Origin of the sequence: Albimonas donghaensis (assembly GCF_900106695.1) — a bacterium.
GTDB lineage: Bacteria > Pseudomonadota > Alphaproteobacteria > Rhodobacterales > Rhodobacteraceae > Albimonas > Albimonas donghaensis.
The window spans coordinates 26,242-51,340 of sequence record NZ_FNMZ01000012.1 but is presented as its reverse complement, the minus strand read 5'-3'; the positions used below and the strand labels follow the sequence as shown (position 1 = coordinate 51,340).

General features: G+C 72.1%; 21 protein-coding genes. 12 read left to right on the top strand and 9 right to left on the bottom strand.

Features of this window, described 5'->3' with window-relative positions; translation table 11 throughout:
- Positions 1-322: 322 nt before the first annotated feature.
- The 5 genes from BLV24_RS20000 to BLV24_RS19980 form a co-directional block, all read right to left on the bottom strand.
- A complete protein-coding gene (locus tag BLV24_RS20000; RefSeq protein WP_092685176.1) occupies positions 323-1,096 on the bottom strand; it encodes a class II aldolase/adducin family protein in 774 nt (257 codons plus the stop codon).
- Positions 1,093-1,881 (bottom strand): nitroreductase family protein, encoded by a 789-nt coding sequence (locus BLV24_RS19995; RefSeq protein WP_092685174.1) that lies wholly within the window; start codon positions 1,879-1,881, stop codon positions 1,093-1,095. Before BLV24_RS19995 ends, BLV24_RS20000 begins: the two co-directional genes overlap by 4 nt.
- The gene (locus BLV24_RS19990) at positions 1,878-3,461 is read right to left on the bottom strand and encodes a zinc-binding metallopeptidase family protein (protein ID WP_092685172.1); all 1,584 of its coding nucleotides are present in this window, start codon (positions 3,459-3,461) and stop codon (positions 1,878-1,880) included. Before BLV24_RS19990 ends, BLV24_RS19995 begins: the two co-directional genes overlap by 4 nt.
- A 2-nt stretch (positions 3,462-3,463) precedes the next feature.
- On the bottom strand, positions 3,464-4,468 hold the full coding sequence (locus BLV24_RS19985; protein ID WP_092685170.1) for a dimethylarginine dimethylaminohydrolase family protein: 1,005 nt from the start codon (positions 4,466-4,468) through the stop codon (positions 3,464-3,466).
- A gap of 229 nt (positions 4,469-4,697) precedes the next feature.
- Positions 4,698-5,333, bottom strand: a complete 636-nt coding sequence (locus BLV24_RS19980) for a TetR/AcrR family transcriptional regulator (RefSeq protein ID WP_092685168.1) — start codon at positions 5,331-5,333, stop codon at positions 4,698-4,700.
- Positions 5,334-5,609: 276 nt separating this feature from the next.
- On the opposite strand from BLV24_RS19980, the gene BLV24_RS19975 reads away from it, so the two are divergent.
- The 4 genes from BLV24_RS19975 to BLV24_RS19960 all read left to right on the top strand — a co-directional run bounded on the left by BLV24_RS19975 (position 5,610) and on the right by BLV24_RS19960 (position 9,212).
- Positions 5,610-6,530: a polysaccharide deacetylase family protein gene (locus tag BLV24_RS19975; protein ID WP_092685166.1), complete on the top strand. Its 921-nt coding sequence runs from the start codon at positions 5,610-5,612 to the stop codon at positions 6,528-6,530.
- 119 nt (positions 6,531-6,649) lie between these two features.
- Positions 6,650-7,489, top strand: coding sequence for an ABC transporter substrate-binding protein (locus tag BLV24_RS19970; protein ID WP_092685164.1), 840 nt, complete (start codon positions 6,650-6,652; stop codon positions 7,487-7,489).
- Entirely contained in the window at positions 7,486-8,397 is a 912-nt protein-coding gene (locus BLV24_RS19965) for an amino acid ABC transporter permease (protein ID WP_218133484.1), read from the top strand. Before BLV24_RS19970 ends, BLV24_RS19965 begins: the two co-directional genes overlap by 4 nt.
- A gap of 20 nt (positions 8,398-8,417) precedes the next feature.
- Positions 8,418-9,212: an amino acid ABC transporter ATP-binding protein gene (locus BLV24_RS19960; protein WP_092685347.1), complete on the top strand. Its 795-nt coding sequence runs from the start codon at positions 8,418-8,420 to the stop codon at positions 9,210-9,212.
- 427 nt (positions 9,213-9,639) lie between these two features.
- On the opposite strand, the gene BLV24_RS19955 is transcribed toward BLV24_RS19960, so the two are convergent.
- Complete coding sequence (locus tag BLV24_RS19955) at positions 9,640-10,206, bottom strand: TetR/AcrR family transcriptional regulator (protein WP_092685162.1); 567 nt, start codon at positions 10,204-10,206, stop codon at positions 9,640-9,642.
- A gap of 72 nt (positions 10,207-10,278) precedes the next feature.
- Between BLV24_RS19955 and BLV24_RS19950 the strand changes: the two genes are divergently transcribed.
- Positions 10,279-10,686: a RidA family protein gene (locus tag BLV24_RS19950; RefSeq protein ID WP_092685160.1), complete on the top strand. Its 408-nt coding sequence runs from the start codon at positions 10,279-10,281 to the stop codon at positions 10,684-10,686.
- A gap of 58 nt (positions 10,687-10,744) precedes the next feature.
- Here BLV24_RS19950 and BLV24_RS19945 read toward each other — a convergent pair whose 3' ends face one another.
- Entirely contained in the window at positions 10,745-11,737 is a 993-nt protein-coding gene (locus tag BLV24_RS19945; protein WP_092685158.1) for a hypothetical protein, read from the bottom strand.
- 255 nt (positions 11,738-11,992) lie between these two features.
- The gene (locus BLV24_RS19940) at positions 11,993-13,309 is read right to left on the bottom strand and encodes a M20 family metallo-hydrolase (protein WP_092685156.1); all 1,317 of its coding nucleotides are present in this window, start codon (positions 13,307-13,309) and stop codon (positions 11,993-11,995) included.
- Positions 13,310-13,486: 177 nt separating this feature from the next.
- On the opposite strand from BLV24_RS19940, the gene BLV24_RS19935 reads away from it, so the two are divergent.
- Both BLV24_RS19935 and BLV24_RS19930 read left to right on the top strand, forming a co-directional pair.
- On the top strand, positions 13,487-14,986 hold the full coding sequence (locus tag BLV24_RS19935; RefSeq protein WP_092685154.1) for a flavin-containing monooxygenase: 1,500 nt from the start codon (positions 13,487-13,489) through the stop codon (positions 14,984-14,986).
- Between the two features lie 173 nt (positions 14,987-15,159).
- Positions 15,160-15,339, top strand: a complete 180-nt coding sequence (locus BLV24_RS19930) for a hypothetical protein (protein WP_092685152.1) — start codon at positions 15,160-15,162, stop codon at positions 15,337-15,339.
- Positions 15,340-15,488: 149 nt separating this feature from the next.
- Here the strand turns inward: BLV24_RS19930 and putA are convergent, their stop codons facing one another.
- On the bottom strand, positions 15,489-19,250 hold the full coding sequence (gene putA, locus BLV24_RS19925) for a bifunctional proline dehydrogenase/L-glutamate gamma-semialdehyde dehydrogenase PutA (RefSeq protein ID WP_092685150.1): 3,762 nt from the start codon (positions 19,248-19,250) through the stop codon (positions 15,489-15,491).
- A 170-nt stretch (positions 19,251-19,420) separates the two neighbouring features.
- Here putA and BLV24_RS19920 point away from each other — a divergent pair, with 170 nt between their 5' ends.
- The 5 genes from BLV24_RS19920 to BLV24_RS19900 all read left to right on the top strand — a co-directional run bounded on the left by BLV24_RS19920 (position 19,421) and on the right by BLV24_RS19900 (position 25,007).
- Positions 19,421-19,891, top strand: coding sequence for an Lrp/AsnC family transcriptional regulator (locus BLV24_RS19920; protein WP_092685148.1), 471 nt, complete (start codon positions 19,421-19,423; stop codon positions 19,889-19,891).
- 271 nt (positions 19,892-20,162) lie between these two features.
- Positions 20,163-21,335 carry an acyl-CoA dehydrogenase family protein gene (locus tag BLV24_RS19915; RefSeq protein WP_092685146.1) on the top strand — a complete coding sequence of 391 codons (1,173 nt, stop codon included), beginning with the start codon at positions 20,163-20,165 and terminating at the stop codon, positions 21,333-21,335.
- Between the two features lie 182 nt (positions 21,336-21,517).
- Entirely contained in the window at positions 21,518-22,378 is an 861-nt protein-coding gene (locus BLV24_RS19910; protein WP_245710678.1) for an enoyl-CoA hydratase, read from the top strand.
- Positions 22,379-22,494: 116 nt separating this feature from the next.
- Positions 22,495-24,180, top strand: a complete 1,686-nt coding sequence (locus tag BLV24_RS19905; protein ID WP_092685144.1) for a carboxylesterase/lipase family protein — start codon at positions 22,495-22,497, stop codon at positions 24,178-24,180.
- Positions 24,181-24,197: 17 nt separating this feature from the next.
- On the top strand, positions 24,198-25,007 hold the full coding sequence (locus tag BLV24_RS19900) for an enoyl-CoA hydratase/isomerase family protein (RefSeq protein WP_092685142.1): 810 nt from the start codon (positions 24,198-24,200) through the stop codon (positions 25,005-25,007).
- The last annotated feature ends 92 nt before the right edge of the window (positions 25,008-25,099 follow it).

Sequence of the window (25,099 nt, the reverse complement as noted above, 5' to 3'; positions counted from 1 at the left end):
GAATGTCATGGCCCTGCGCGTGGAGCGGGGCGGGGCGCGCGGTTCCCTGCGTGCGAGGCGGGGCGGGGCGGGACGCGGCGGGGCGGGGCGGGGCGGGGCGGCCTGCCCCGCCCGCCCTGCGGATCGCGCCGGCCCGGGCCTCGCCCGGATCGGTCGGGGCCGGGCTTGCGAGACGTCCGACCCCGGACGCGCGGAACGCCCGCCGGGTCATTGCCATCGGCGGGCTTGCCCGAGCCGACCCGTCTTCGCAAGGCCGGATCGTCGCCGCCGATGCGCCGCGGACGCGCCGCCCGACCGGCCCGCGCCGGTCAGGCGGCGGCGATCAGGACCGGTAGTCCGGCTGCTCGCGGTCCAGCTTGCGCCTCAGCGCCTGCCAGGGCAGCCAGCCCTTGGCCGTGCCGGCGGAGAACTGCCTGGCGGTGCGCTCCACCACCTGGCCCGGCGGCATCGACAGCGCCACGCTCGTGGCCTGGGCCGAGACCTGGAGCCGGCAGGCCTGCTCCAGATAATACATGTAGTAAAAGGCCTCGGCCACGGTCCGGCCCACGGTCAGCAACCCGTGATTGCGCAGGATCAGCCCGCAGCCGTCGCCCAGATCGCGGACCAGCCGCTCGCGCTCCGACAGGTTGTCGTCGGCGGCGATGCCCTCGTATTCGTGGATGTTCACCCGGCCGTGGAACTCGATCGAGATCTGGTTGAGCGGCAGGAGCCCCCCCGCCTGCGCCGCCACCGTCATCCCCGCCTGGGTATGGGTGTGCATGACGCAGCCCGCATCCTCACGCTCCCGGTGGACGGCGGAGTGGATCACGAAGCCCGCCGGGTTGACCGGGAACGAGGTCTCCTGCGCGGGCTCCCCCTCCGCGTCCACCAGCACCAGCGAGGAAGCGGTGATCTCCTCGAACAGCAGGCCGTAGGGATTGACCAGGAACCGGTGCCCCTCGCCCGGGACCCGGACCGAGAGATGGGTGAACACCAGGTCGGTCATCCCGAAATGGGCGATCAGCCGGTAGGCGGCGGCGAGATCCTCGCGCAGCTCCTGCTCGGTCGCCACATGGTCGGGGGCGGGCCTGGGGGGGATCGAGGTCGGGGCGTTCATGCGAGGTCTCCGGGTCGCGGGGGGCCGGCGTCGGGGTCGCCGGAGAGCGGGTCGTCCCGCTCGGATCGATAGACATTCTCGGGCGCGTCGGGGTCAGCATGGCCCACGGCGATGCCGCAGACCAGCCGCCGGGAAGCCGGCGCGCCGAGATGGCGGGCGACGGCTTCGCCATGCATGGCCCAGTCGGCCTGCGGACAGGTCGCGAGACCGGCTTCCTCCAGCAACAGCAGGACCGATTGCAGGTAGATGCCGAGATCGAGCCATTGCCAGGGGTTCGCCTGCCGGTCGATCAGCAGGAACACGCCCAGCGGCGCGCCGAAAAAGCGGAAGTTCTCTTCGTTCCACGCCGCCCGGGCGGCGGCGTCGGACCGGTCGATGCCCAGCGCGCCGTAAAGCAGCTCGCCATTGCGGATCTTGCGGGCCCGGCCCTCGGGCGGGGGGCCGGCTGCGGGCAGGAAGGGCGGGTCCATGGGCTCGCCGCCCGGCAGCGCGGCGCGTTGGGCGGCGGTCATCGCCAGCAGCGCATCGAGGCGGGCGCCGGTGACGATCCGCGCCGACCAGGGCTGCATGTTGGAGCCCGAGGGCGCCCGCGCCGCCCGCCGCAACGCCCGCTCCGCCACCGCCGGGTCCACCGGATCGGGAAGAAAGGCGCGGACCGAGCGCCGTTGCGCAACGGCGGCGGCGACGGAGAGGCCGCGCCCCTCCGCCTCCGCCGCGCCGCCGGGATGGGCGCCGGCCCCGGTTCCGGCGCCTGTCCCGGGTCTCTCGAACCGGGTCGCGGTCATTCCGGCACGGTCCACTCGCGGCCGCGCGGGGTCTCCACGTATTCCGGCCAGCGATAGCCGATGGGCGCCTTGAAGTCGGAGGGCAGCAGCGGCGCCACCCATTCCGTCCCGCCCACGCCGCCGCCGGTGCGCTCTTCGAACTCGGCCCTGGCGCGGGCCAGCGCGTCGGCGTCGGTCAGCAGGTCGAGCACGGTGGTCGCGATCACCTCCGCCGCCTTCGACCACATCGGGTCGATGCAGGCCCGCATTCCGCCCATCGCGTGACGGGTCCAGTCCGGGTAGCGGTAGTTCCCCGCCGGCGGCTGCAAGGTCGGCTTGCCCACATAGAGCCGCACGGTCGGCGCGTGCCAGGTGTAGTCCACGTAATCGTCGGCCGCGTAGTTGAGCTGCCAGGCGGGAAGCTGCTCGCGGAACGCCTTCTCGGCCTCCCAGGGCGGGGTCAGTTCCTGGAGCTTGTCGACGAAGGGCTTCTCCATCGGCTCCAGCCCGAGGTTCTTCTGCATCTCGCGCGCGAAGGCCTTGGCCTCCTCGCCCCATTGGGGCGCGCCGAGCTTCTCGAAGTTGCGGAAGGTGATCTCGGCCATCGCCTTGTTGGGCAGACCGGCGCGGGTGCGCGCGACCCAGGCGGCCTCGACCGTGCAATGAGTCATGCCGGCGATCTGCTCGGCGTTGCGGTCGAGCACCGAGAACGCCGCGTCGCACATCGCGATGTTGGGGGCGCGGAGCGTGTACTGGATCTGGCCGATGGCCGGCGCCACGTTGTCGGCGGTGGCCTGCCCGGCGATGGGGATGAACTCGTTCATCGACCACGACCCGGCATGGGGCAGCATGGTCTCCTTCATCAGCTTGGAATTGGTGTACATCATGCACACCGCGTCCAGCGCGCCGGGCGCCCGCGCCGCGGCGTGGCCATGGGTGACGCCGCCGGCGTTGAGCCCGGACTGCCAGGTCTCCGGCTCCTCGCACTGGAAGGTGTAGATCCGGCTCCAGAGCGGGGCCGAGGTCGTCTCCCAGAAGCAGCCGTTGGTCAGCGCGGGGAAGGAATGCGGGTGGAAGCTGATCGCCGCGTCCAGCCCGTCATAGAACCCGTGGGCGGCGTGGATGGGTTTGGAGCCGCACATCTTCTCCGCCGGCTCGCCGAAGAAGACCAGCGTGCCGGTGACGCCCTTCGTCTCCATCGCCCGCTTGGCGGCGAGGAAGCCGGCGAAAGACCCGATGCCCAGCGCCGAATGCGGGTCGGTATGGCCCGCGGCGTGCTTGGACACGCCTTCGCGCGGCTTGCGGTAGGGCACGGCCTCCTGGCTCTGCCCCGGCACCGCGTCGTATTCGGCGTAGCCCGCGATCTTCGGCCCCGGCCCGTTGGTCCAGGTGGCGCGGAAGGCGGTGGGCATGCCGGCCGTGCCGCGCTCCACCGTGAAGCCCTCGGCCTCCAGCCGGTCCATGTACCAGGCGGAGGAGCGGTATTCCCGCCAGCTCGGCTCGTGCATGTCCCAGATGGTCATGTGGTCGTCCGACAGGGCGGCGTGGTTCGCCTCCAGCCAGGCCAGCGCCTCGGTCTGGGCTTCGGTCCAGTTGCTCATGATCAAACCTCGTCGCGGATCAGCGGCGAGGTCGAGCAGTGCAGCCCGCCGCCGCCCAGGATCACCTTGTCATAGGGAAGCTGGAGGATCTCGACGCCCGCCCGGGTCAGCTCGCGCTCGGTGCGGGTCGAGAGTCCGTCGGGCATGATCACCCGCCCCGGCCCGATGGCGAGGCTGTTGATGATCGAGCTGTCATCCTCCGGGCAGACTTCGATCAGTTTGATGCCCAGCTCGCCCAGCCGCTGGATGAACTCCCAGGGCAGCAGCGCGGAGTTGCACAGCGCGAGATCGGGGGCGAGCATCACGAAGACCCCGTCGATATGCAGCCGGTAGCCGGTCAGCCCGACGCGGATCAGCTCGACGCCCTGGGTGCGGAGCACCTCCTCCACCTGGCGCGCGCCTTCCTCGTTGACGCGGGACGACAGGCCGATGGCGACGGTTTTGGAGTTGAGCCAGCAGAACGACCCGCCCTCCATCACGCCGGTCCCCGAGATGGTGCGCAGGATCGGGCAGCCGATGCCGGCGAGCGTGCGGGTGACGGGCAGCTCCTCGCCCCGGCGGATCTTCGGGCCCAGCCGGGTGACGATGGCCCCGCCGCCGACGCCGATGACGGAATCGCGGGTGTAGCAGGTCTTCATCCGGCCCTCGGCGGCCTTGTCGACGAAGACGACCTCGACCCCCTCGGCGCGCAGCAGCGCCACATAGGCGTCGTGCTGGGCCTGCATGCCGGGCAGGTCCGGGGGCGTGTCGCCGCGCCAGTACCAGCCGGTCTGCTCATCGCCGAAGGCGTTGTTGTCCAGGCGCCGGGCGGTGTCGACCTGGTTCACCTCCTCCCCCGGACGATGCATCAGCACCACGCGGAGCCGGCCCACGTCGTTGGAGCAGCCCCAGTTGCGGCCCCACCAGCGCTCAAGCTGATCGGGCGCTTCGAAGGCCGGCTCGGGCTCGGACGGGAAGCGCTTGATCAGCTGGTTGTAGCGCCACTCGTTCTCCGTGATCGCGTTCAAGGGAGGCTCCTTCGATATCGACGGCGGAATGCCGGGATCGCCCGCGGGCCGCGACGCGCGGGCCTTTCGGCCGCGTCGGGGCGGAGGCGCGGGGCGGAGCCTAGCGCGGGCCGGCGCCGCGCCGCAACATCAAATTGGAGATGACTCCATGATTGGAGTGAGCGCCGGGACGGCCCCCGACTCCGGCCCCGACTCCAGCCCCGACCCCGGCCCGCGGCCCGCCCGACGCTCAGGCCGCGGCCTCCTCGGTCAGCAGTCCGGTCAGGATCAGCCGGACATGCGGCACGCCGGTGGCGAGCAGGTCCTCGATGGTGCCGCTCTGCGAGGCGACGAATCTTGAAAAGTCCTGGGTGGTGATGCCCACGATCAGGTTGGACAGCGCCATCACGTCCACGTCCGCGCGCAGCACGCCGCGGGCCTGGTAGGTGCGCAGCAGCCGCATGTAATGCCGCTTGATCAAGTTGTTGAGCCGCGCGCCGGTGCGGCTGGCCTTGCCCCCCGGCTCCAGGTGCTGGGCCGACAGGATCACCCGCCAGCTTTCCCGCGACAGGTGGCGCATGGCCTGCTCGGCCAGCAGACGCTCGAACCCCAGCACGCCGGCGAAGATGTCGTCGGGCAGGTCGCGCAGATAGGCCCGCCGTTCGGGCAGCGCCGCCTTCACATGGCGAAGCGCCAGTTCCATCAGCAGGTTCGGCTTGGTGGAGAAGTAGTTGTAGACCGTCGCCGGCGCCACCGAGGCGCTGTCGGCGATGGTCTCGATCCGCGTCGCCTCATAGCCGTGCTTGGTGAACAGCCGGTCCGCCGCGTCCAGCACCTGCTTCAGCCTGCGCTTCTTGTGTTTTTCCCTCAGGCCGCCTGCCGCCACCGATTCGCCTCCCTAGCGCTCGCCATTCGGGGCGATCCATAGCAGACGCCGCGCTCGCAGGGTAATTGTATGCGACTACAAAAATAGAGTTGACATTAGACTTGTCAGGTCCAGACAATGCCGCATCGCAGCATGACCGGCTGCGCGCCCAGTCCCGGGCCAGTCCCGGAGCCCCCCCGGACCGCACCGCGGACCGCCCTCGCACCGCCACGGAGGCCCTGCGCCGATGACCCTCGCCTTTTCCGCCCTCGGGACCATGCAAGTCGGGCGCCGGTCGTGCTGAGCCTGATCGACAATCCCCCGCCCTGGCCCAACGGCGCCAGATGCGCGGTCTGCTTCGCCTATGATTTCGATGCGGAGAGCCTGCTGCACCTCTACTACCCCTCGGCCGACGTCACCCGGCGCATGGGAGCCGCGGCCACGCTGCGCTACGGGGCCAGGGTGGCGATCCCGCGCATCGCGAAGATCTGGAAGCATTTCGGCATCCGGCAGACGGTCTTCGTCCCCGGCTGGTGCATCGAGCAGTATCCCGAGGCGATGGAGATCCTGATCTCCGGCGGCCACGAGATCGGCCATCACGGCTGGCTGCACGAGCGGGTCAACCAGTTCTCCCGCGAGGACGAGGAGAAGATCATGATCGCCGGCATAAGGGCGATCGAGAAGGCCACCGGCGCCCCGCCCGTGGGCTATCGCTGCCCGTCGGGCGCGTTTTCCGAGCACACGCTCGACCTGATGATCGAGCACGGGCTGCGCTACGACGCCTCGCTGGGCGGCCACGACATCCCCTATCTGCTGGAGCGGCCGGACGGGAAATCCATCGTCTGCCTGCCCCATGACAATTCGCTGGATGACTGGACCCAGTACGTGAACTTCAAGGCCGCGGACTGGTCCATGCCGGTGCAGTCCCCGGACCGGGCCATGGACGTGTTCCGCGCCGATTTCGACGCCGCCTGGAAGCATGGCGGCCTGTGGACCGCGGTCTGGCACCCGTTCGTCTCGGGCCGGCTGGCGCGCGCCGAGGCCCAGGTCGGCCTGATCGAGCACATGATGGAGAAAGGCGACGTCTGGTTCGCCACCTGCGCCGAGATCGCCGCCCATATCGACGGGCTGGTGGAGCGCGGCGAGTGGTCCCCGATGGTCGAGCGCCTGCCCATGTGGCCCGCGCCCGCCGAGCAGATCGCGCGCCCCAGCCGCTGAGCCGCGCGACGCCCCCCCCCGTTTCCAAACCCGGTCCGGGCGCCCCGCGGCGCCCGCGCCGACCCCCAGGGAACCGCGCCATCAAGGCGTGGCCCGCCAACAGGACAGAGGAGGCTTCGATGCCGAACTTCACCAAAGCCGCGGCCCTCGCCGTGGCGCTCGCCGCCGGGATGACCGGCGTCGCCGGGGCGCAGGAACTCCCCGCCGCCTACACGGAGGCCGGCGTCATCAAGTCGGCGCTCAACACCGGCTACGCGCCGCTGGAGATGATCGACCCGGCGACCAACGAGTTCATCGGCTTCGACATCGACCTCGCCGCCGCGATCGGTGAGAAGCTGGGCGTGACCATCGAATACTTCGACGGCTCGTTCGAGCAGATGACCCCCTCGCTCCAGTCGCGCCGCGTCGACTTCATCATGTCGGGCTTTTACGACACGCCCGCGCGCCGCGAGATCTTCGACTTCATCGACTATCTCAAGGCCGGCGCCCAGTTCTACGCCCCCACCGCCGAGGCCGACCTGACCGCCAACACCGATCTCTGCGGAAAGACCATCACCACCTCGCGCGGGACCTCCTACCCCAAGACCGTCGAGGCCTGGTCCGAGGCCAACTGCGTCGCCGCGGGCAAGGCGCCGATCGACATCATCGTGGACACCGACCGCGTGCAGCAGCTGACCAACCTGCGCACCGGCCGCGCCGTCGCCGCCGTGCAGGGGCTGGAGGCCGTGCCCGCGATCATCGACGCGCATCCGGGCGAGTTCCGCGCCCTGGGCGACCCGATCTCCTCGGCGCTGATGGGCATCGCCTTCAACAAGGATCAGCCCGAGCTGCGCGACGCCTTCTTCGCCGCGCTGACCGAGGTGATCGCGGACGGAACCTACGCGACCCTGATCGACAAGTGGAAGCTGGGTCTGAGCGCCTATCCGGACATCACCATCAACGAGGGCCCGCAGCCGTGAGCCTGACGTCCGGCGCGGCCGCCGCAATCGCCCCCAACCCGCACTCGGGCCCGGCGCGTCGCGAGGCCGCGCCGGAGGTCGATATCTCGAAGATGATCCAGGTGCGGCCCCGTCGATGGGGCCGCATGACCGCGGTGGCGCTGATCGTGCTGATCCTCGCCTGGCTGACCAAGGCCTTCGCGGAAGGCAACATCGCCTGGGACGTGACCGGCGACCACATGTTCTGGCCCACCATCCTCAAGGGGGTCTGGGGCACGATCTGGATGTCGATCGCCTGCATGATCATGGGCATCGTCATCGGCGTGGTCTGCGCGGTGATGCGCGGCTCGCCCAATCCGGTGCTGCGCTGGGTCGCCATCGGCTACCAGTGGTTCTTCCGCGGCACGCCGGTGGTGCTGCAATTGCTGATCTGGTTCAACCTGGCGCTGGTGTTTCCCTATATGGGCGTTCCCGGCATCGGCTCGGCCCGCACCGTCGACCTGATCACCCCCATCGTCGCCACCCTGCTGGGACTGGGCCTGAACCAGGGCGCCTACACGTCCGAGGTGGTGCGCGCGGGGCTGCTCTCGGTCGACCGCGGCCAGTTCGAGGCGGCGCAGGCCATCGGCATGGGCTACTGGACCTCGCTGCGCCGGATCATCCTGCCCCAGGCCATGCGCGTGGTGATCCCGCCGCTGGGCAACGAGTTCATCGGGCTGGTGAAGATGACGTCGCTGGCCTCGATCATCGGCTTTTCGGACCTGCTCCGGTCGGTGCAGGACGTCTATTATCTCAACGCCCGGGTCATCGAGCTGCTGATGGTCGCCGCCGCCTGGTATCTGGTGGTGGTCACGATCCTTTCCATCGGGCAGAGCGCGCTGGAACGCCGCTTCGGCCGCGGCTTCGCCTCGGGGGTGCGCACGGAATGAACGCCCGGGGAATGACCGCCATGACCGACGCCGCCGCGCCCGCCGCCGCCCCCATCGTCTCGGGCCGCAAAGTGGGAAAGCTGTTCGGGGATTTCCGGGCGCTGACCGACGTGTCCATCGACGTGGCCGAGGGGGAGGTGGTGTGCATCATCGGCCCCTCGGGCTCGGGCAAGACCACCTTCCTGCGCTGCATCAACCAGCTTGAGCGCATCGACAACGGCGCGCTCTGGCTGGACGGGGAGCTGGTGGGCTTCCGCCTGGAGGGGGAGCGGCTGCACCCCCTGCCCGACGGCGAGATCGCCCGCCAGCGGCGCAAGACCGGCATGGTCTTCCAGCGCTTCAACCTGTTCCCGCACATGACCGCCCTGCAGAACGTGTCCGAGGGCCCGGTGCAGGTGCTGGGCGAAAGCCGGGCCAAGGCGACCGAGCGCGCCCGCGCCCTGCTGACCCGCGTGGGGCTGGGGGACAAGACCGACAGCTTTCCCAAGGATCTCTCGGGCGGGCAGCAGCAGCGCACCGCCATCGCCCGCGCGCTGGCGATGAACCCCAAGGTGATGCTGTTCGACGAGCCGACCTCCGCCCTCGATCCCGAACTGGTGGGCGAGGTGCTGGCGGTGATGCGGGACCTGGCGCGCGAGGGGATGACCATGATCGTGGTCACCCATGAGCTCGGCTTCGCCCGCGAGGTCGCCGACCGCGTGGTGTTCATGGACCAGGGCCGCGTGGTCGAGACCGGCCCCGCCCATGCCCTGATGGACACCCCGCAGGAGAAGCGGACCCGCGATTTCCTGCGCTCGGTCACCCACAAGGACTGAGACGGCCGGCAGGACCGGGAGACAGGGGGAGGGGGGGCGAGCCGTCGCCCCCCCCCTTTCGCGTCCAGAACTTCCCGGCGCCGGTCAGCAGGAAACCGTCGCTCCCGAACCGGTTCGAGGCGTCGAGGCCGTGCATCCGCTCGCCCCGCCGCGTCAGCCGTCCCTGCGCCGCCGCAGGCGCCCGCACGAAGCAGACGCCCACGGATCCGGACCGGAACGCGCCCAGGCCCTTGGCGAAGCGGGACGAGACGAACCGGGTCGCGGCGGAGGCGCAGGGGTGCAGCGCGGCCAGCCCGGCCGGCGCCGCGCATCAGGCGAGGCGGTGCGGGGCGGGGTGGGGCGGGGGTGTCGCCGAGCCTGCGCCCGTCCCCTGCGTCCTGCCGAACGCCCGGAACTTCGCCCGCCGCCCGCTCCCGACGCGTGCGGATCAGAGCAGGGCGCGGAACACCGTCGCCATCTGCGCCGCATCGGGCCGAGGCCCCTGCCCGGTCGCATAGGCCAGCGCGATCCCGTCGATCAGGCCGGCGCAGGTCTCCACCGGCGCGTCCTCGCGCCCGCCGGAAATCAGCTTGAGGAAAAAGGCGATGGGACGGCGCGCGGCTTCGGTCAGCCGCGCGCCCAGGCCCTCGAACTCGGCGTGGCGGGCGGCGGCGAGCGTCAGCTCCATCCGCGCCAGGAACAGCGTGCGCGAGGCGTCGGCATAGCCGGCCAGCTCCTCACCCACATAGGCGATGGCGGCGTCCATGCCGGACTCCGCCACGCGCCGGGCGAACTCGGCCTGCATCGCGTCGCAATCCTCGGAGAGATGCCCCTCCAGCCGCGCGGCGGCGGCGAGGATCAGCCCGGTCTTGCGCGGGAAATGATAGCTGGTGGAGCCCTGCGGCAGCCCCGCCGCCCGGTCCACCGCCCGATGCGTGGTCCCCTCCAGCCCCAGCGTCGCGATCAGTCCGATCGCGGCGTCCAGGATCGCGTCCTTGCGGTCGGTCCTTGCCATCGCCTCTCCCACTACACATGTAGTGCTTTCCGAAACGCGCGACGTGTCGCGCTCGACATGCGAGAGGCATATATGCCCCAGACCATCACCCGTTTGAACCCTTCCACGCTGCCCGACCCCTCGGAGATGGGCTATTCCCAGATCTCGATCGTGGAACCGGGGCGCATGGCCTATGTCTCGGGCCAGGTCGCGTCGCGGCAGGGGGACGAGGCGCTGCCGGAGGATCTGGCCGCGCAATCCCGTCTCGCCGCCGCCAACGCCCGCGCCGCGCTGGACGCGCTGGGGGCGACGCCGGCGGATGTGGCGATGCTGCGCTGCTACGTGGTGGGGCTCACCTCCGAAACGCTGGAGCAGGTGTTCCCGCCGGTGCTGGAGATGCTGGACGGCGCCCGCCCCTCGGTCACCGGGATCGGGGTGGAAACGCTGGCGGCGGATACCCTCAAGGTCGAGCTCGAACTGATCGTGCGCCTGCCCGACTGAGCGGGCGCGGCGCCTCCCCCGAAACCACCGGGGGGGGCGCCGGACCGCACCGCTCAGGTCACGCCGGAACCGTGGGGGGCAGGATGGCCGGCATCCGCACCCGGCCCGCCTCGGTCACCTCATAGCCCCGCACCCCGGCGCAGGAGATGCCGGCGGCCTTGACCATCTCCCGCGCCGCGTCCTCGCGCCCCAGCGGGACGTAAAGCAGGAAATGCTTCGCGCCCTTGCCGTTGTCGGGATCGGTGTAATGCCCCTCGTAGACCGCGGTCTCCGACATGGCGCGCCAGGCGGGGATGCTGGCCTCGGAGACGTCGATCTCGACCATGCCGATCTTGCAGGGCCGTTCCGCGGCGTCGACCACCACCACCGAGGGCCACAGCGCCCCTCCCGGCCCGGGGATCGCACGGCGGGCGTGCAGGCGGGTGTTGGTGATCGGGTAGAGGTCCAGCCCCCATTGCGCCGTGCCCTCGCCCGGGAAGGGAAACCGCTCGGCCAGCAGGAAGCGCATCACCGCCTCGCGCTCATCCTCGCCCGGGGTCTCGACCACCGGGTCCTCCGCGACGGGCGGCGGGCTGTTGGGGCGGTGATCCTTGCCGTTGCCGATGGTGCGGTGGGGCAGCACATGCACCGAGCCGTCATCGTCCACCCGCACCCCGCGCAGGGCGTGGAAGGAGATGTCGTTCCCCTCCAGGATCGCCAGCGCCTCGTCCTCGCGGCCCTCAGGCACATAGACCAGCAGATGCCGCGCGCCGGTCTCCGTGGTGTCGTCGGCCGCCTCGGAGGCGGCCTTCCAGCGGGTCGCGATCCCGGGGCCGAAATCCATCTCGACCTCGCCGATCTCACGCGTCGCGTTCTCGCCGTCGACGATCATGATGTCGGGGAAATGGGGCCCGTCCGGGGTGTCGATGGACCGGCGCGGATGGGTCGCGGTGTTGACCCAGGTCCGGTAGTGCAGCGGCCAGGACGGGTGCGGCTGGTCCGGGAACGGGTAGCGGTTGGCGGCGATGAAGCGCACCGCCCGGTCATGCTGGTCCTGGGTGAGAGTGGTCACGCGCAAGGGCTCCTTGATGTCGGCGGGAGGTTCGGCGGGGAGGTTCAGGGGGGAAGTTCGGCGGGGAAGTTCGGCGGGGAAGTTCGGCGGGGAAGTTCGGCGGGGAAGTTCGACGGGTGGGGGTCGGGGAGCAGACCACCGCGCCCGGCCCTCACTGTCAATGGAGTCGACTTCAAATTTGGAGCAGGGTTCGCATTTGCCCATGGCGCGGGCGCCCTGCCCCGCCCGGCGCCTCCCGCGCGATCATCCCGCAGGTCAGGTCATCGCCAGTTCAAGCATCACGTCGGCCATCACCTGGGCGCCGGCGGCGGCATGGGCCGGGTCCACGTTCTCGGCCGGGTTGTGGCTGATCCCCGCTTCGCAGGGGATGAACAGCATCCCCGTCGGCCAGCGTCCGGGGAACCAGCGCGCATCATGCCCGCCGCCCGAGTCGATCCCCCGCCGCGCGTATCCCCGCCGGTCCGCCGCCCGCCCATAGGCCGCCTGCACCGAGGCCGAGAACCGCACCGGCGCATGCCAGCTCGTGTCCTCCACCCCCACGTCGCAGAGCTTCGCGAACCCGGCCGCCTCCGCCGCCACCAGGTCCCCGAGCCGGGTCAGCTCGTCCTGCGACGGGTGTCTCAGGTCCAGGATCATGTCCACACGCCCCGGCACGACCGAGACCGCATTGGGCGTCACCGTGAACCGCCCGAAGGTGAAGCGCAGCACGTCCGAGGGGTCGCGGCACAGATCCGCCAGCCCCCGGCAGACCTCGATCGCATCGACGAAGGCGTCCTTGCGCAGGCTCAGCGGCGCGCCGCCGGAATGGTCCTCCCGCCCGATCACCGAGATCGCGAGCCGCCGGTGCCCCTGCACCCGGTCGACCACGCCGATCAGCTCGCCGCCGGCCTCCAGCAGCGGCCCCTGCTCGATATGCGCCTCCAGCAGGGCGTGAAACGGCGTGCCCAGCGCCCGCGCGCCGGCCTCGGGCAGCGCCGCGCGCAGATCGGCCACGCCGTCGCCGAGGATCCCGCCGTCATCCCCCACCTTGGCCAGCGCCGCGTTCAGGCCGAGCAGACCCGCATAGACCTCCGAGCCCATGCAGCCGGGGCGAAAGCGCGAGCCCTCCTCGTTCACCCAGATCACGCATTCCAGGGGCCTGCGGGTGACGATCCCGCGATCCTCCGCCGTTTCCATGGCTTCCAGCGCGCAGAGCACGCCGTAGATGCCGTCGAAGCGTCCGCCCGTCGGCTGGCTGTCGCAATGCGAGCCGGAGACCACCGGGGCGGCGCCGGGGTCGGCGCCTTCGCGGCGCAGGAACATGTTGCCCACCGGGTCGAGCGCCACCGAAAAGCCCCGCGCCAGCGCCCAGTCCGCAAGCTGGCGATGGGCGGCGATGTCGTCCGCATCCAGCGCCAGGCGATGCACGCCGCCAACGGGTCGCGCGCCGATCTTCGCCATCGCCATGTGGCGATCCCACAGGCGGGCGGCGTCGATCTCCGGCAGGGCGTCGGCGGGAAGTTCGGGGATCTCGATCTCGGCGGCGGGGCGGGCATCGGGGAGGGCGTCGGGGAGGGCGTCGGGGTCGCGCATCGGGCGGGCTCCTGCGGTTGGGGGCGATGGGAACACCATGCGGGTTTCGCGCCAACCGAGGGCGACCTTGCGTCTCCCCAAACGACATTCTCTGGAGTATGCTGGCCCGGATCAACGAGACGCGACCGCCCCACGGGGCCGAGTCGCCCGCCCCGAGACTCCAGGGAGGAGCCCCGCATGAACGCCCCGCTCGAGAAGATCGACGCTTCCCAGGCCACCGCCCATTTCGACGTGCTGATCGTGGGCGCCGGCATCTCCGGCATCGACGCCGCCCATCACCTGGCCGAGACCCATCCCGAACGCTCCTTCGCCCTGCTGGAGCGGCAGGCGGCCTTCGGCGGCACCTGGCGCACGCATCGCTATCCCGGCATCCGGTCGGACAGCGACCTGCACACGTTCGGCTTCAAGTGGAAGCCCTGGACCGGCCCGACGCTGGCCACGGCGGAGGAGATCCTCGCCTATCTCGACGAGGCCATCGCGGAGGAGGGCCTCGCCCCCCGCATCCATTACGGGCACGAGGTGCTGTCGGCGGCGTGGGATTCCTCCGAAGCCCGCTGGACCCTGGTGATCCGCCGGCTGGAGGATGACGCCCAGATCGCGATGACCTGCAACTTCCTGTGGATGTGCCAGGGCTATTATCGCCACCAGCAGGGCTACACGCCCGAATGGCCGGGGATGGAGGATTTCGCCGGCGACATCGTGCATCCCCAGACCTGGCCCGAGGAGTTCGAAACCGAGGGCAAGCGGATCGTGGTCATCGGCTCCGGCGCCACGGCGGCGACGCTGGTGCCGGCGGTGGCGGGGAAATGCGCGCATGTCACCATGCTCCAGCGCTCGCCCACCTGGTTCTACCCGCGCCCCACCCGGGACGAGTTCGCGGAGGTGCTCAAGGGCCTCGACCTGCCGCAGGAACAGTATCACGACATCATGCGCCGCAAGATCCTCAAGGACGGCGCCACGACCATCCGGCGCAGCTTCTCCGAGCCGGAGGCGCTGGGGGCGGAGCTTCTGGCCGGGGTGCGCGCGCATCTGGGCGAGGATTTCGACGTCGAGACCCATTTCAAGCCGGATTACCGCCCCTGGCGGCAGCGGCTGGCCGTGGTGCCGGACGGGGACATGTTCAAGGCGATGAAGCGGGGCGAGGCCTCGGTGGTCACCGACCGCATCGCGCGGTTCGAGACGGGCGGGATCCGGCTGGAGTCGGGCGACCTGCTGGAGGCCGACATCATCGTCACCGCCACCGGCTTCGACCTCTGCGCCATGGGCGACATCGCCATGGCGGTGGACGGACGGGCGCTGGAGCTGTCGAAGACCTGGACCCATCGCGGGATCCTGTTCTCGGGCGTGCCGAACCTGGCCTGGACCTTCGGCTACCTGCGCACGTCCTGGACGATGCGGGCCAATCTGGTCTCTGAATTCGTGTGCCGGCTGCTGGGGCGGATGGACGAGGGCGGCGCGAGGATGGTCACGCCCGCGCTGCGCGAGCAGGACCGGCAGATGGAGCCGAAGCCCTTCATCACCGACGACAATTTCAACGCCGGCTACATCATGCGCGGGGTCGGGATCATGCCGATGCAGGGCGACGAGCTGCCCTGGGTGATGACGCAGGACTACACCATCGACAAGGACGAGATCCCGGGCGCCGATCTCGACGACGGCACGCTCGTCTACGCCTGAGCCCGCCCCCCCCTTGCGGGGGGCGCCGCGACCGCCGCCGCGCGGGCGTCGCGGCCCCGCCCGCGGCGCGGCCCGGCCGGGCGCCCGGCGGCGCCGGGGCGGGTCGCGGGCCGGAACGCAAGCAGGCGGGACGCGCGCCGGGCGGGGCCGCCCCGCCTGCAGCCGGCCCCGCGATGGTGGAGACCGCCAGCCGGCTGCGGACGCGCGAGGGGGCGCATATCGAGGCGGCGTTGCGCACGGCGGGCGGCCGGGTCTCCGGCGCCGGCGGGGCGGCGGAGCTGCCGGGGCTCAAGCCCATGACGCTGTGTTCCCGCATCCGCCGCCACGGCCTCGACCGCGGCCGCAACACCTGACCCCGGCGCCGCCTGAGCCGGGGGAGCCGCGCGACGGCCCGGACGAGGACCGCCGACGGGGCGCCCGCGCGGCGCGGCGACGGGGACGCCCGGCGGAACCGTCTCTCCGCTCGTGGGATCGGAGGCGACGCTGAGGCGGGCGCTCCCCCCTACCCGATCGCCATCAGGCTGGCATTGCCCCCGGCGGCGGCGGTGTTGATGGAGGTCGAGACCTCCTCCAGCACCCAGGCCGGGGCGATGGCGGAGGAGTCGGTCTCCAGCGCCGCGGTCGGAACCGTGTTGAGGGTCACGATGGCGCCCGGCAGCGCCGCCAGCGCCTCGGCCGCGGCGCGGATCGCAGCGGCGCCCGGCGCGTCCGGCGCGCGCTCGGCCAGCGCCGCGTCGCAGGGGCCGGCCTCGGCCGGAGCGGCGGCGAAGCCGACCCGCGCCGCGGCCTCCGCCGGCAGTCCGTCCAGCGCCGCGCGCAGCGCCGCACCCGCGCCGACCACGCAGACCGCGTTCCCGCCCGCCAGCCCGGCGCCGACCAGCCGCAGGAGCCCGGCCTCGCCCTGCGCCATCACCATCACCCGGCCGCGGGGATGCAGGGCGTAGAGGTTGCGCTCCCCCACCGGGCCCGGCAGCTCCACCTCCCGGCCCGGCGACAGCCGCCCGATATCCGCCCGCGCCAGCGCCGAGACCCGCGGCGCCCGCCCTTCCAGCCAGCTCGCATAGGCCAGCGCGGCGGGGTCGAGCCGCAGGGCCTGGGTCCGAACCCCCGCCGTCTCGCCCGAGCCCGCCCCCCCGGCGCCGCCGCCCTGCAGGAGGCGAGGCAGATACATCGGCCCGCCCGCCTTGGGCCCGGTGCCCGACAGGCCGCGCCCGCCGAAGGGCTGCACGCCGACCACCGCGCCGATGGTGTTGCGGTTCACGTAGACATTGCCGATGCGCACCCGCGACCGCACCTGCGCCACCATCCCGTCAAGCCGCGTGTGCAGGCCGAAGGTGAGCCCGTAGCCCAGCCCCTCCAGCCCCGCCAGCAGGTCGTTCAGCCCCGCCCGGCGGAAGCGCATGACATGCAGGACCGGGCCGAAGACCTCGGCGCCCATCTCCTCCAGGCCGCCGATCTCGATCAGCGCGGGGGGGACGTAGGACCCGTGCGCCGCGTCCCCCGAGGGCGCGATCCGCGTGACCGCGCGCCCCTGCCCGGCCATGCGCGCCACATGCGCCTCGATCCCGGCGCGGGCGTCTTCGGAGATCACCGGGCCGACATCGGTGCGCAGGAAATCGGCGCGCCCGACCCGCAGCTCCTCCATCGCGCCGCGCAGCATGCGCAGGGTGCGGTCCGCGGTCTCCTCCTGCAGGCACAGCACCCGAAGGGCCGAACAGCGCTGACCGGCGCTGTCGAAGGCCGAGGCCAGCACATCCGCCACCACCTGTTCGGGCAGCGCGGTGGAATCGACGATCATGGCGTTCTGCCCGCCGGTCTCCGCGATCAGCGGGATCGGGGCGCCGTCGGCCCCGAGCCGTCCCGCGAGGCCCCGCTGGATCAGCCGCGCCACTTCGGTCGAGCCGGTGAACATCACCGCCGCCACGCCCTCGCCCGCCGTCAGCGCCGCGCCCACACGCCCGTCGCCGGGCAGAAGCTGAAGCGCCGCGGGCGGGACGCCGGCCGCGTGCAGAAGGCGCACCGCCTCGGCGGCGACGAGGGGCGTTTCCTCGGCCGGCTTGGCGATGACGGGGTTGCCCGCGGCCAGCGCCGCGCAGACCTGCCCGGTGAAGATCGCCAGCGGGAAATTCCACGGGCTGATGCAGACCACCGGACCCAGCGGAGCGGTTCCGGGGCCGGCCTTGGCGCGGGCCTCGTCGGCGTAGAAGCGCAGGAAGTCGATGGCCTCGCGCACTTCGGCGATGCCGTTGGACATGGTCTTGCCGGCCTCGCGCGCCAGCAGACCCAGCAGCGAGGGCATGGCGGCCTGCATGGCGTCCGCCGCCCGATCCAGCGCCGCGGCGCGGGGCTCCGGGCCCTGCCCGGCCCAGTCGCCGGCGCCCTGCGCGGCGAGCGCCAGCGCGCGGGCGGCCTCCGCCTCCGTCGCCTCGATCACTTCGCCCACCACGTCGCGCCGGTCGCCCGGGTTTTCGCAGGCGCGGGGCGTTCCCTGCGGGGCGGCGCCATCGGCCAGCAGCGGGGCGGCGGTCCAGACACGGGCGCCCTCGGCCGCCAGCGCCTCCGACAGGTCCGCCAGCCGCGCCGGACAGGCGAGGTCCCAGCCCTCGGAATTCGCCCGCGCGCCCAGGATCGCGCCCGGCGCCGCGATCTTCTGATGCGGGGCGCCGGGGTCCGCCATCGCCCGCACGGTCTCCACCGGGTCGGCGGCCAGTTCCTCCAGCGGCACGTCCTCGTCGGTGATGCGGTTCACGAAGGAGGAGTTCGCCCCGTTCTCCAGCAGCCGCCGCACCAGGTAGGCGAGCAGCGTCTCATGGCTGCCCACCGGCGCGTAGATGCGGCAGGGCCGGTCCAGCTTCGCCGCCCCGACCACCTCGTCGTAAAGCGGCTCGCACATGCCGTGCAGGCCCTGGAATTCGTAGCTGTCCCGCGCCCGGTCCGTCCCCGCCATGTGCAGGATCGCGGCCAGCGTCTGGGCGTTATGCGTCGCGAATTGCGGATAGACCGCGTCCCCCGCCTCCAGCAGGCGCCGCGCGCAGGCGAGGTAGGAGACATCCGTATGCGCCTTGCGGGTGAAGACCGGGTAGTCCTCCAGCCCGTCGAGCTGCGCGCGCTTGATCTCCGCGTCCCAGTAGGCGCCCTTGACCAGCCGCACCATGATCCGCCGCCCCGACCGGCGCGCAAGGTCGATGATCCAGTCGATCACCTCAGGGCAGCGCCGCCCATAGGCCTGCACCACGAAGCCGAGCCCGTCCCAGCCGGCGAGGGCGGGGTCGAAGGCCAGCCGCTCCAGCAGGTCGAGCGACAGGTCCAGGCGGTCCGCCTCCTCCGCGTCGATGTTCAGGCCGATGTCATGCGCGGCCGCCCGCGCGGCCAGCGCGTGCAGGCGGGGGGCCAGCTCCGCCTCCACCCGCCCGGCCTGGGCGCGGAAATAGCGCGGATGCAGGGCCGAGAGCTTGATCGACACCCCCGGCCCCGCCACCGGCCCCTGCCCGCGCGCGGCCTTGCCGATGGCGTCGATGGCGGTCTCGTAGTCCTCCAGGTAGCGGGCGGCGTCGGCGGCGGTCATCGCGGCCTCGCCCAGCATGTCGTAGGAATGGCGGTAGCCGCGGGCCTCGGGGGCGCGGGCGCGCTTCAGCGCCTCCTGGATGGTCTGGCCGGCGACGAACCGCTCGCCCATCATCCGCATGGCGAGGTCGACGCCGGCGCGGATCACGGGTTCCCCGCAGCGCCCGATCAGGCGGGTGAGGCTGTCGGCCAGCCCGCCGTCATTGACGGTGGAGACGAGCCGCCCGGTGATCACCAGTCCCCAGGTGGCGGCGTTGACGAAGGCGGAGCGGCCGGGCCCCAGATGGGCGCGCCAGTCGCCCTCTGCGATCTTGTCCCGGATCAGGGCGTCGCGGGTGGCGGCGTCGGGGACGCGCAGCAGGGATTCGGCCAGGCACATCAGCGCCACGCCCTCCTGGCTCGACAGCGCGTATTCATGCACCAGCCCGTCGACGCCGGAGCCGCCGCCCTTGGCCCGCATCGCGCCCACCAGCTTCAGCGCGGTCGCCCGGATGGCGGGGGAGAGGGGGCCGGCGTCGGCCTCCGCCAGCAGCGCCGTGACGCAGGCGCGCTCGTCCCGCCGGGTGGCGGCGCGGATCGCCGCGCGCCGGGCCCCGGCGCCGGCGGTTTCCGCGAACGGATCGGGGGCGAGATCGGCCAGCATGGGCGGCTCGGGGGCGATGACGGTCTGCGAATGCGAGCGGGACGGATGCGCGGTCATGCCGGGTCTCCCATGGGTTCGGGCGAATGCGTCGGGGGCGGCGGGGCGGCGCGCGGCCGGCCCTTCGCCGTCGCGGGCAGGATAACATGACCGCCCCGGCGACCTGAGACTTGATTCCCGCCGCTGGGCAGGCGATCAGACTTCAATCAGGCCGAAAGGGAGGCGAAACGATGCCCGACAGCGACGCGGACAGGGAACTCGACCCCTTCGACCGGCGCATCGCCGAGACCCTGTCCGAAGAGGGCCGCCTGACCGTCACCGAGCTCGCCGCCCGCGTGGGCCTGTCGAAAACCCCCACCCAGACCCGCCTGAAACGGCTGCTGGATCGGGGCTACATCACCGGTTTCCGGGCGATGCTGGCGCCGGGGAAGTTCGGGCTCGACCATGTGGCCTTCGCCGAGGTGAAGCTGACCGACACGCGCGAGGCGGCGCTGGACGCGTTCAACGCCGCCGTGGCCCGCATCCGCGAAGTCGAGGAATGCCACATGATCGCCGGGCGTTTCGACTACCTGCTCAAGGTGCGGACGCGGGATATCGGGCGCTATCGGCGGGTGCTGGGGGAACGGATCTCCGCCCTGCCCCATGTCGCCAGCACCTCGACTTTCGTGGTCATGCAGTCGGTGAAGGACCGCGGGCTCTGAGCGCGGCCGGGGCCCCCAGCCGTCCCCCCGACCTCGGGAAACGGCGCCCCCGGGCGCTCACCGCGCCGTGCCGCGCGGGCGCCCGGACGAAACCCTCAGTCGGGCGGGCGCGCGGCTCCCGGTCTCCGCGCCCCGCGCCGCCGCCCGCCCCCTGATCGCCGCCCCGCCGGCCCCGAACCGCCCCGGACATTTGAAACTTCTCCGCAAACGCGTATTGCTTCGGGAAAACCCGCGCGAAACTCGGCGCGAAGGCCTTGGGGAGGATACCGGCATGACGAGCACCAACGGCGGGAGCGAGGATCTCCAGGCGATCCGCGAAGGCGTGGCCGCGGTCTGCGCGCGCTTCGGCGACGATTACTGGGGGCGCTGCGACGACGAAGCGACCTTCCCCCGCGACTTCCACCGCGCCATGGCCGAGGGCGGCTGGCTCGGCGTCACCATGCCCGAGGCCTATGGCGGCGCCGGTCTCGGCGTGCGCGCCGCGGGGACGGTGATGCACGAAGTGGCCCGCCATGGCGGCGGCATGGCCGCGGCCTCCTCGATCCATATCAACATGTTCGGCCCGCATCCGCTGGTGGTTCACGGCACCGAGGACCAGAAGTCCCGCTGGATCCCCCGCCTCGTCTCGGGCGAGGATCAGGTCTGCTTCGGCGTGACCGAGCCCGACGCCGGGCTCGACACCACCAACATCAAGACCTTCGCCACCAAGGTCGATGGCGGCTACTCGATCACCGGCCGCAAGATCTGGACCTCCACCGCCCAGGTGGCCAACAAGATCCTGATCCTCACCCGCACCACCAGGCGCGAGGACTGCAGGAAGCCGACCGAGGGCATCACCGTCTTCTACACAGACCTCGACCGCAGCAAGGTCGAGGTCAAGCGCATCCCCAAGCATGGCCGCGCGGCGGTGGATTCCAACCTCACTTATTACGACGAACTCTTCGTGCCCGACGACCATCGCATCGGCGAGGAAGGCCGCGGCTTTTATTACCTCCTCGACAGCCTCAACCCCGAGCGCATCCTGATCGCGCTGGAGGCCATCGGCATGGGCGAGGACGCGCTGGACCGCGCCGCCAGATACGCCCGTGAGCGCGTGGTCTTCGGCCGGCCCATCGGCCAGAACCAGGCCATCCAGCACCCGCTGGCGGAATGCTGGGCCAAGCTGGAGGCCGCCAGGCTGATGGCCGAGCGGGCCGCGGATCTCTACGATTCCGGCCAGCCCTGCGGGGCGGAGGCCAACGGCGCCAAGCTGCTCGGCGCGCGGGCGGGCTACGACGCCTGCCTTCAGGCCGTGATGACCCATGGCGGCATGGGCTACGCCAAGGAATACGTGGTCGAGCGCCTGCTGCGCGAAGTGATGATCAACCGCATCGCCCCGGTTTCGGAGCAGATGATCCTGTCCTTCATCGGAGAGCGCGTGCTGGGCCTGCCCAAGTCCTATTGACCCGAGGGCCGGCGGCGCGGGCGCATGATCCGCCCCGCGCCGCCGGCCCGCCCCGCCATCACGAACCTGCCGACCGTCAGGCGCCCGGCCATGGGGACTGGATTCCCGCGCGCGGCCTGTGGTCTGATCCTTTGCAACGGGTCCCGCGCGCCGCAGCCGGACCCCTCCGCCGGAGCCGCCGCATGACGTCCATGACCCTCCCCGCCGCGCTTTCCGCCCGGCTCGACGCCGCCATCCCCGCGCCCGAGGCCGACGGCTACGCCCCGCGCATCGTGGCGACGGTGGAGGACGGGATCGGCTGGATGACCTTCTCCAACCCCCGCCGCCGCAATGCGGTGACGCTGGGCATGTGGAAGCAGATCCCGCTGGTCTGCGAGGCCTTCGAGGCCGCCCCCGAAGTGCGCGTCGTGGCCCTGCGGGGCGAGGGCGAGGCCTCCTTCGTCTCGGGCGCCGACATCTCGGAATTCGACCGGGTGCGCTCCACGCCCGCGGATGTGGCCAGCTACGACGTGGCGGGCAAGGTGGCCGGCGCCGCGATCCTGGGCCTGAAGAAACCCACGGTGGCGGTGATCCGGACCTGGTGCATCGGCGGCGGGCTCGCCACCGCGCTGAACTGCGACCTGCGCTTCGCCGCCGAGAACACGCGCTTCGCCGTGCCCGCGGCCCGGCTGGGGCTGGGCTATCGCTATGCCGGCATCCGCACGCTGGTGGACATCGTCGGCGCCGCCGCGGCCCGCGAGATCTTCTTCACCGCCCGCCAGTACGACGCCGAGGAGGCGCTGCGCATGGGCCTGATCTCCCGCACCGCGCCGGTCGAGGGGTTCGAGGCGGCGGCGAAAGAGTATCTCGCCCAGATCGCCGGCAACGCGCCGCTGACCGTGGCCGCGGCCAAGATGGCGATCAACGTGGCGCTGGAGGACAAGGCCGAACGGGACCTGTCCGACGTCGAAGCCGCCGTCGCCGCCTGCTTCGCCTCCGAGGATTACGAGGAAGGCCGCCGCGCCTTCCGCGAAAAGCGCAAACCGCAGTTCAAGGGGCGCTGACGGGGGCGGCGCGCCGCCCCTTCCCCCCTCTCCCGGCCGCGGGGAGGGCGCGACATGACCAACAGACCGGAGGCCGGCCCCGCCGGACCGCCCGGCGCACAGGGAGGAACGGCGCGATGGCGCAGGATGGCGCGGGCCCAAGCCCAGGCGCGGGCGCGGGCGCGGGCGCGGGCGCGGGCGCGGACAATGCCGGCAAGCCCGCGGGCAGGAAGGCCGAGCCGCCGGTCTCCCCCGGCATGGTCCCTACCGGCACGATCGAGGCCGAGACCCCGCATGGCCGGGTCCTGGGCCAGGTGCGGGGCGAGGGGCTGGCCTTTCTCGGCCTGCCCTACGGGGCGGATACCGGCGGCGCCCGCCGCTTTCTGCCCCCCGCCCCGGTCGAGCCGTGGTCCGGCCTGCGCGACGCGACCCGGCTGGGCGACGCGGCGCCCCAGGCGATCCGGCCGCGGTCGCCGCTGTTCGATTATCTCGGGCTGCGGGGCGCGGTCTCCGAGGATTGCCTGAGGCTCAACGTCCACACGCCGGGCCTCGACGGCGAGCGGCCGGTGATGGTCTGGCTGCATGGCGGCGCCTTCGCCTTCGGGACCGGCAATTCGCCGGGCTATGACGGGGGCGCGCTGGCGGCGCGGGGCGACGTGGTGGTGGTCACCGTGAACCACCGGCTCAACGCCTTCGGATACCTGACGCCCGAAACCTGCGACCCGCGCTTCGCCGCCTCCGGCATGGCGGGGATGCTGGACCTCTGCCAGGCGCTGGAATGGGTGCGCGACGCCATCGCGGGCTTCGGCGGCGATCCGGACAACGTCACGATCTTCGGCCAGTCCGGCGGCGGCGCCAAGGTGGCGATCCTGATGGCGATGGAGCGGGCGAAGGGCCTGTTCCACCGGGCGATCATCCAGTCGCCCTCCTCCGGCTTCCGCGTGCAGGAACCCGAGGAGACCCGCCCCTACGCCGCCGACCTGGCCCGCGAACTGGGGCTGGCGCCCGGCGACATGGCGGGGCTGCAGGCCGCGCCGATGGAGGACGTGCTCGACGCCATGGGCCGGGTGCTGGCGGCCCGCGGCATGGCGGACCGTTTCCGGCCGACGCTCGACGGGATCAGCCTCGCCGCCCATCCGTTCCACCCCGAGGCGCCGGCGATCTCCGCCGACATCCCGGTGATGATCGGCTACGCGGAGCATGAGGCGACCTTCCACCTCGCCGCCGACCGCGCCCGGCGCGAGGGGATGACGGACGAGGACCTGCTCGCCCGCGTCGCCCGCTTCATGCAGGTGGACGAGGACGAGGCGGCGGGCGTCATCGCCGCCTACGCCCGCAACCATGCGGGGGCGTCGAACATCGACTTGCTGGCGGATATCGCCGGGGATCATCTCTACCGCCTGACCACCATCGAGGGCGGGCTGGCCAAGGCCCGGCAGGGGGGCGCGCCGGTCTGGCTCTACGCCTTCCGGTGGGAGAGCCCGGCGGCGGGCGGCATCCTGCGATCGCCCCACACCGCCGAGCTGCCTTTCGTCTTCGGGCGCACCGATCTGGCCGCGCGCTTCGCGGACGACGGCCCGCGGGCGCGGGCCTACGCGGAAACGACCATGGACACGTGGCTGCGCTTCGCCCGCCATGGCGACCCGAACGGCGGCGACCTGCCCCCCTGGACGCCGCTGAGCGGGGACGAACGCCCCGACACCATGGTCTTCTCCCCCGACGGCTGCGCCATGGTCCCCGATCCCGCCGGCGAGGACCGGGCCGAGATGACCCGCCATCGCCGGTTCCGCCCCGGCTCCGCCTTCAATTTCCTCCGCCTGTGACCGTCTCGAAGGACCCCATGCCCGAACCTGACTCCGCCGCGCCGGTTTCCGCCGAGCCCTCTCCCGCGCCCCACCCTGTTCCCGGCCCGCCGACCCTCGAGGTCTCGGGCCGCGTCGCCACCATCACCCTGCGGCGCCCCGACCGGGCCAACGTGCTGCAACCCGAGGACCTGGCCGCCCTCGACGACCATGTGCAGGCCGTGGACGCGATGCCCGAGGTGCTGGCGCTGGTGCTGCGGGCCGAGGGGCGGTTCTTCTGCTCGGGCTTCGACATCGGGGCGATCGGCAATGCCCGGCGGGTGGATTTCGGGGCCATGGTCGACCGGGTCGCCGCCGCGCGGCCCGTGACCATCGCCGCCATCCAGGGCGGCGTCTACGGCGGCGCCACGGACCTGGCGCTCGCCTGCGACTTCCGGGTGGGGGCGGAGGGGGTGGACATGTTCCTCCCCGCTTCCCGGCTCGGGCTGGTCTTCTACCGCGGCGGGCTGGAGCGTTATGTCCGCCGGCTGGGCCTGGACGCGGCCAAGCGGATCTTCCTGACCTGCGAGCGGCTCGACGCGGCCGAGATGAAGCGCATCGGCTTCCTCACCGACCTGGTTCCGGCGGAGGCGCTGGAGGCGCGGGTGGAAGCGCTGGCCGCCACGCTGGGCGCGCTGGCCCCGATCGCGGTGATCGCCATGAAGAAGCACCTCAACGCCATCGCCGACGGGGTTTTCGACGCGGAGGCCCACGCGGTCGATGCGGCCCTGGCCGGCGGCTCCGCCGACCTGCGCGAAGGTCAGCGCGCGTGGAAGGAAAAGCGCCCGCCCCGCTTCACCGGCGCCTGAGACGCCGGAGACGGCGCCGCCCGGCGCCCGGCCTCCCCGCGCCGCGGGCGGGCGGGCGCGGCCGGGGGAGAGACCTCGACGCGGCGCCTTCC

Coding starts and splice junctions, on each gene's coding strand:
- BLV24_RS20000 (WP_092685176.1), bottom strand. CDS start 1,096: ATGAACGCCCCGACCTCGATCCCCCCCAGGCCCGCCCCCGACCATGTG.
- BLV24_RS19995 (WP_092685174.1), bottom strand. CDS start 1,881: ATGACCGCGACCCGGTTCGAGAGACCCGGGACAGGCGCCGGAACCGGG.
- BLV24_RS19990 (WP_092685172.1), bottom strand. CDS start 3,461: ATGAGCAACTGGACCGAAGCCCAGACCGAGGCGCTGGCCTGGCTGGAG.
- BLV24_RS19970 (WP_092685164.1), top strand. CDS start 6,650: ATGCCGAACTTCACCAAAGCCGCGGCCCTCGCCGTGGCGCTCGCCGCC.
- BLV24_RS19960 (WP_092685347.1), top strand. CDS start 8,418: ATGACCGACGCCGCCGCGCCCGCCGCCGCCCCCATCGTCTCGGGCCGC.
- BLV24_RS19955 (WP_092685162.1), bottom strand. CDS start 10,206: ATGGCAAGGACCGACCGCAAGGACGCGATCCTGGACGCCGCGATCGGA.
- BLV24_RS19950 (WP_092685160.1), top strand. CDS start 10,279: ATGCCCCAGACCATCACCCGTTTGAACCCTTCCACGCTGCCCGACCCC.
- BLV24_RS19940 (WP_092685156.1), bottom strand. CDS start 13,309: ATGCGCGACCCCGACGCCCTCCCCGACGCCCTCCCCGATGCCCGCCCC.
- BLV24_RS19935 (WP_092685154.1), top strand. CDS start 13,487: ATGAACGCCCCGCTCGAGAAGATCGACGCTTCCCAGGCCACCGCCCAT.
- BLV24_RS19930 (WP_092685152.1), top strand. CDS start 15,160: ATGGTGGAGACCGCCAGCCGGCTGCGGACGCGCGAGGGGGCGCATATC.
- putA (WP_092685150.1), bottom strand. CDS start 19,250: ATGACCGCGCATCCGTCCCGCTCGCATTCGCAGACCGTCATCGCCCCC.
- BLV24_RS19920 (WP_092685148.1), top strand. CDS start 19,421: ATGCCCGACAGCGACGCGGACAGGGAACTCGACCCCTTCGACCGGCGC.
- BLV24_RS19915 (WP_092685146.1), top strand. CDS start 20,163: ATGACGAGCACCAACGGCGGGAGCGAGGATCTCCAGGCGATCCGCGAA.
- BLV24_RS19910 (WP_245710678.1), top strand. CDS start 21,518: ATGACGTCCATGACCCTCCCCGCCGCGCTTTCCGCCCGGCTCGACGCC.
- BLV24_RS19905 (WP_092685144.1), top strand. CDS start 22,495: ATGGCGCAGGATGGCGCGGGCCCAAGCCCAGGCGCGGGCGCGGGCGCG.
- BLV24_RS19900 (WP_092685142.1), top strand. CDS start 24,198: ATGCCCGAACCTGACTCCGCCGCGCCGGTTTCCGCCGAGCCCTCTCCC.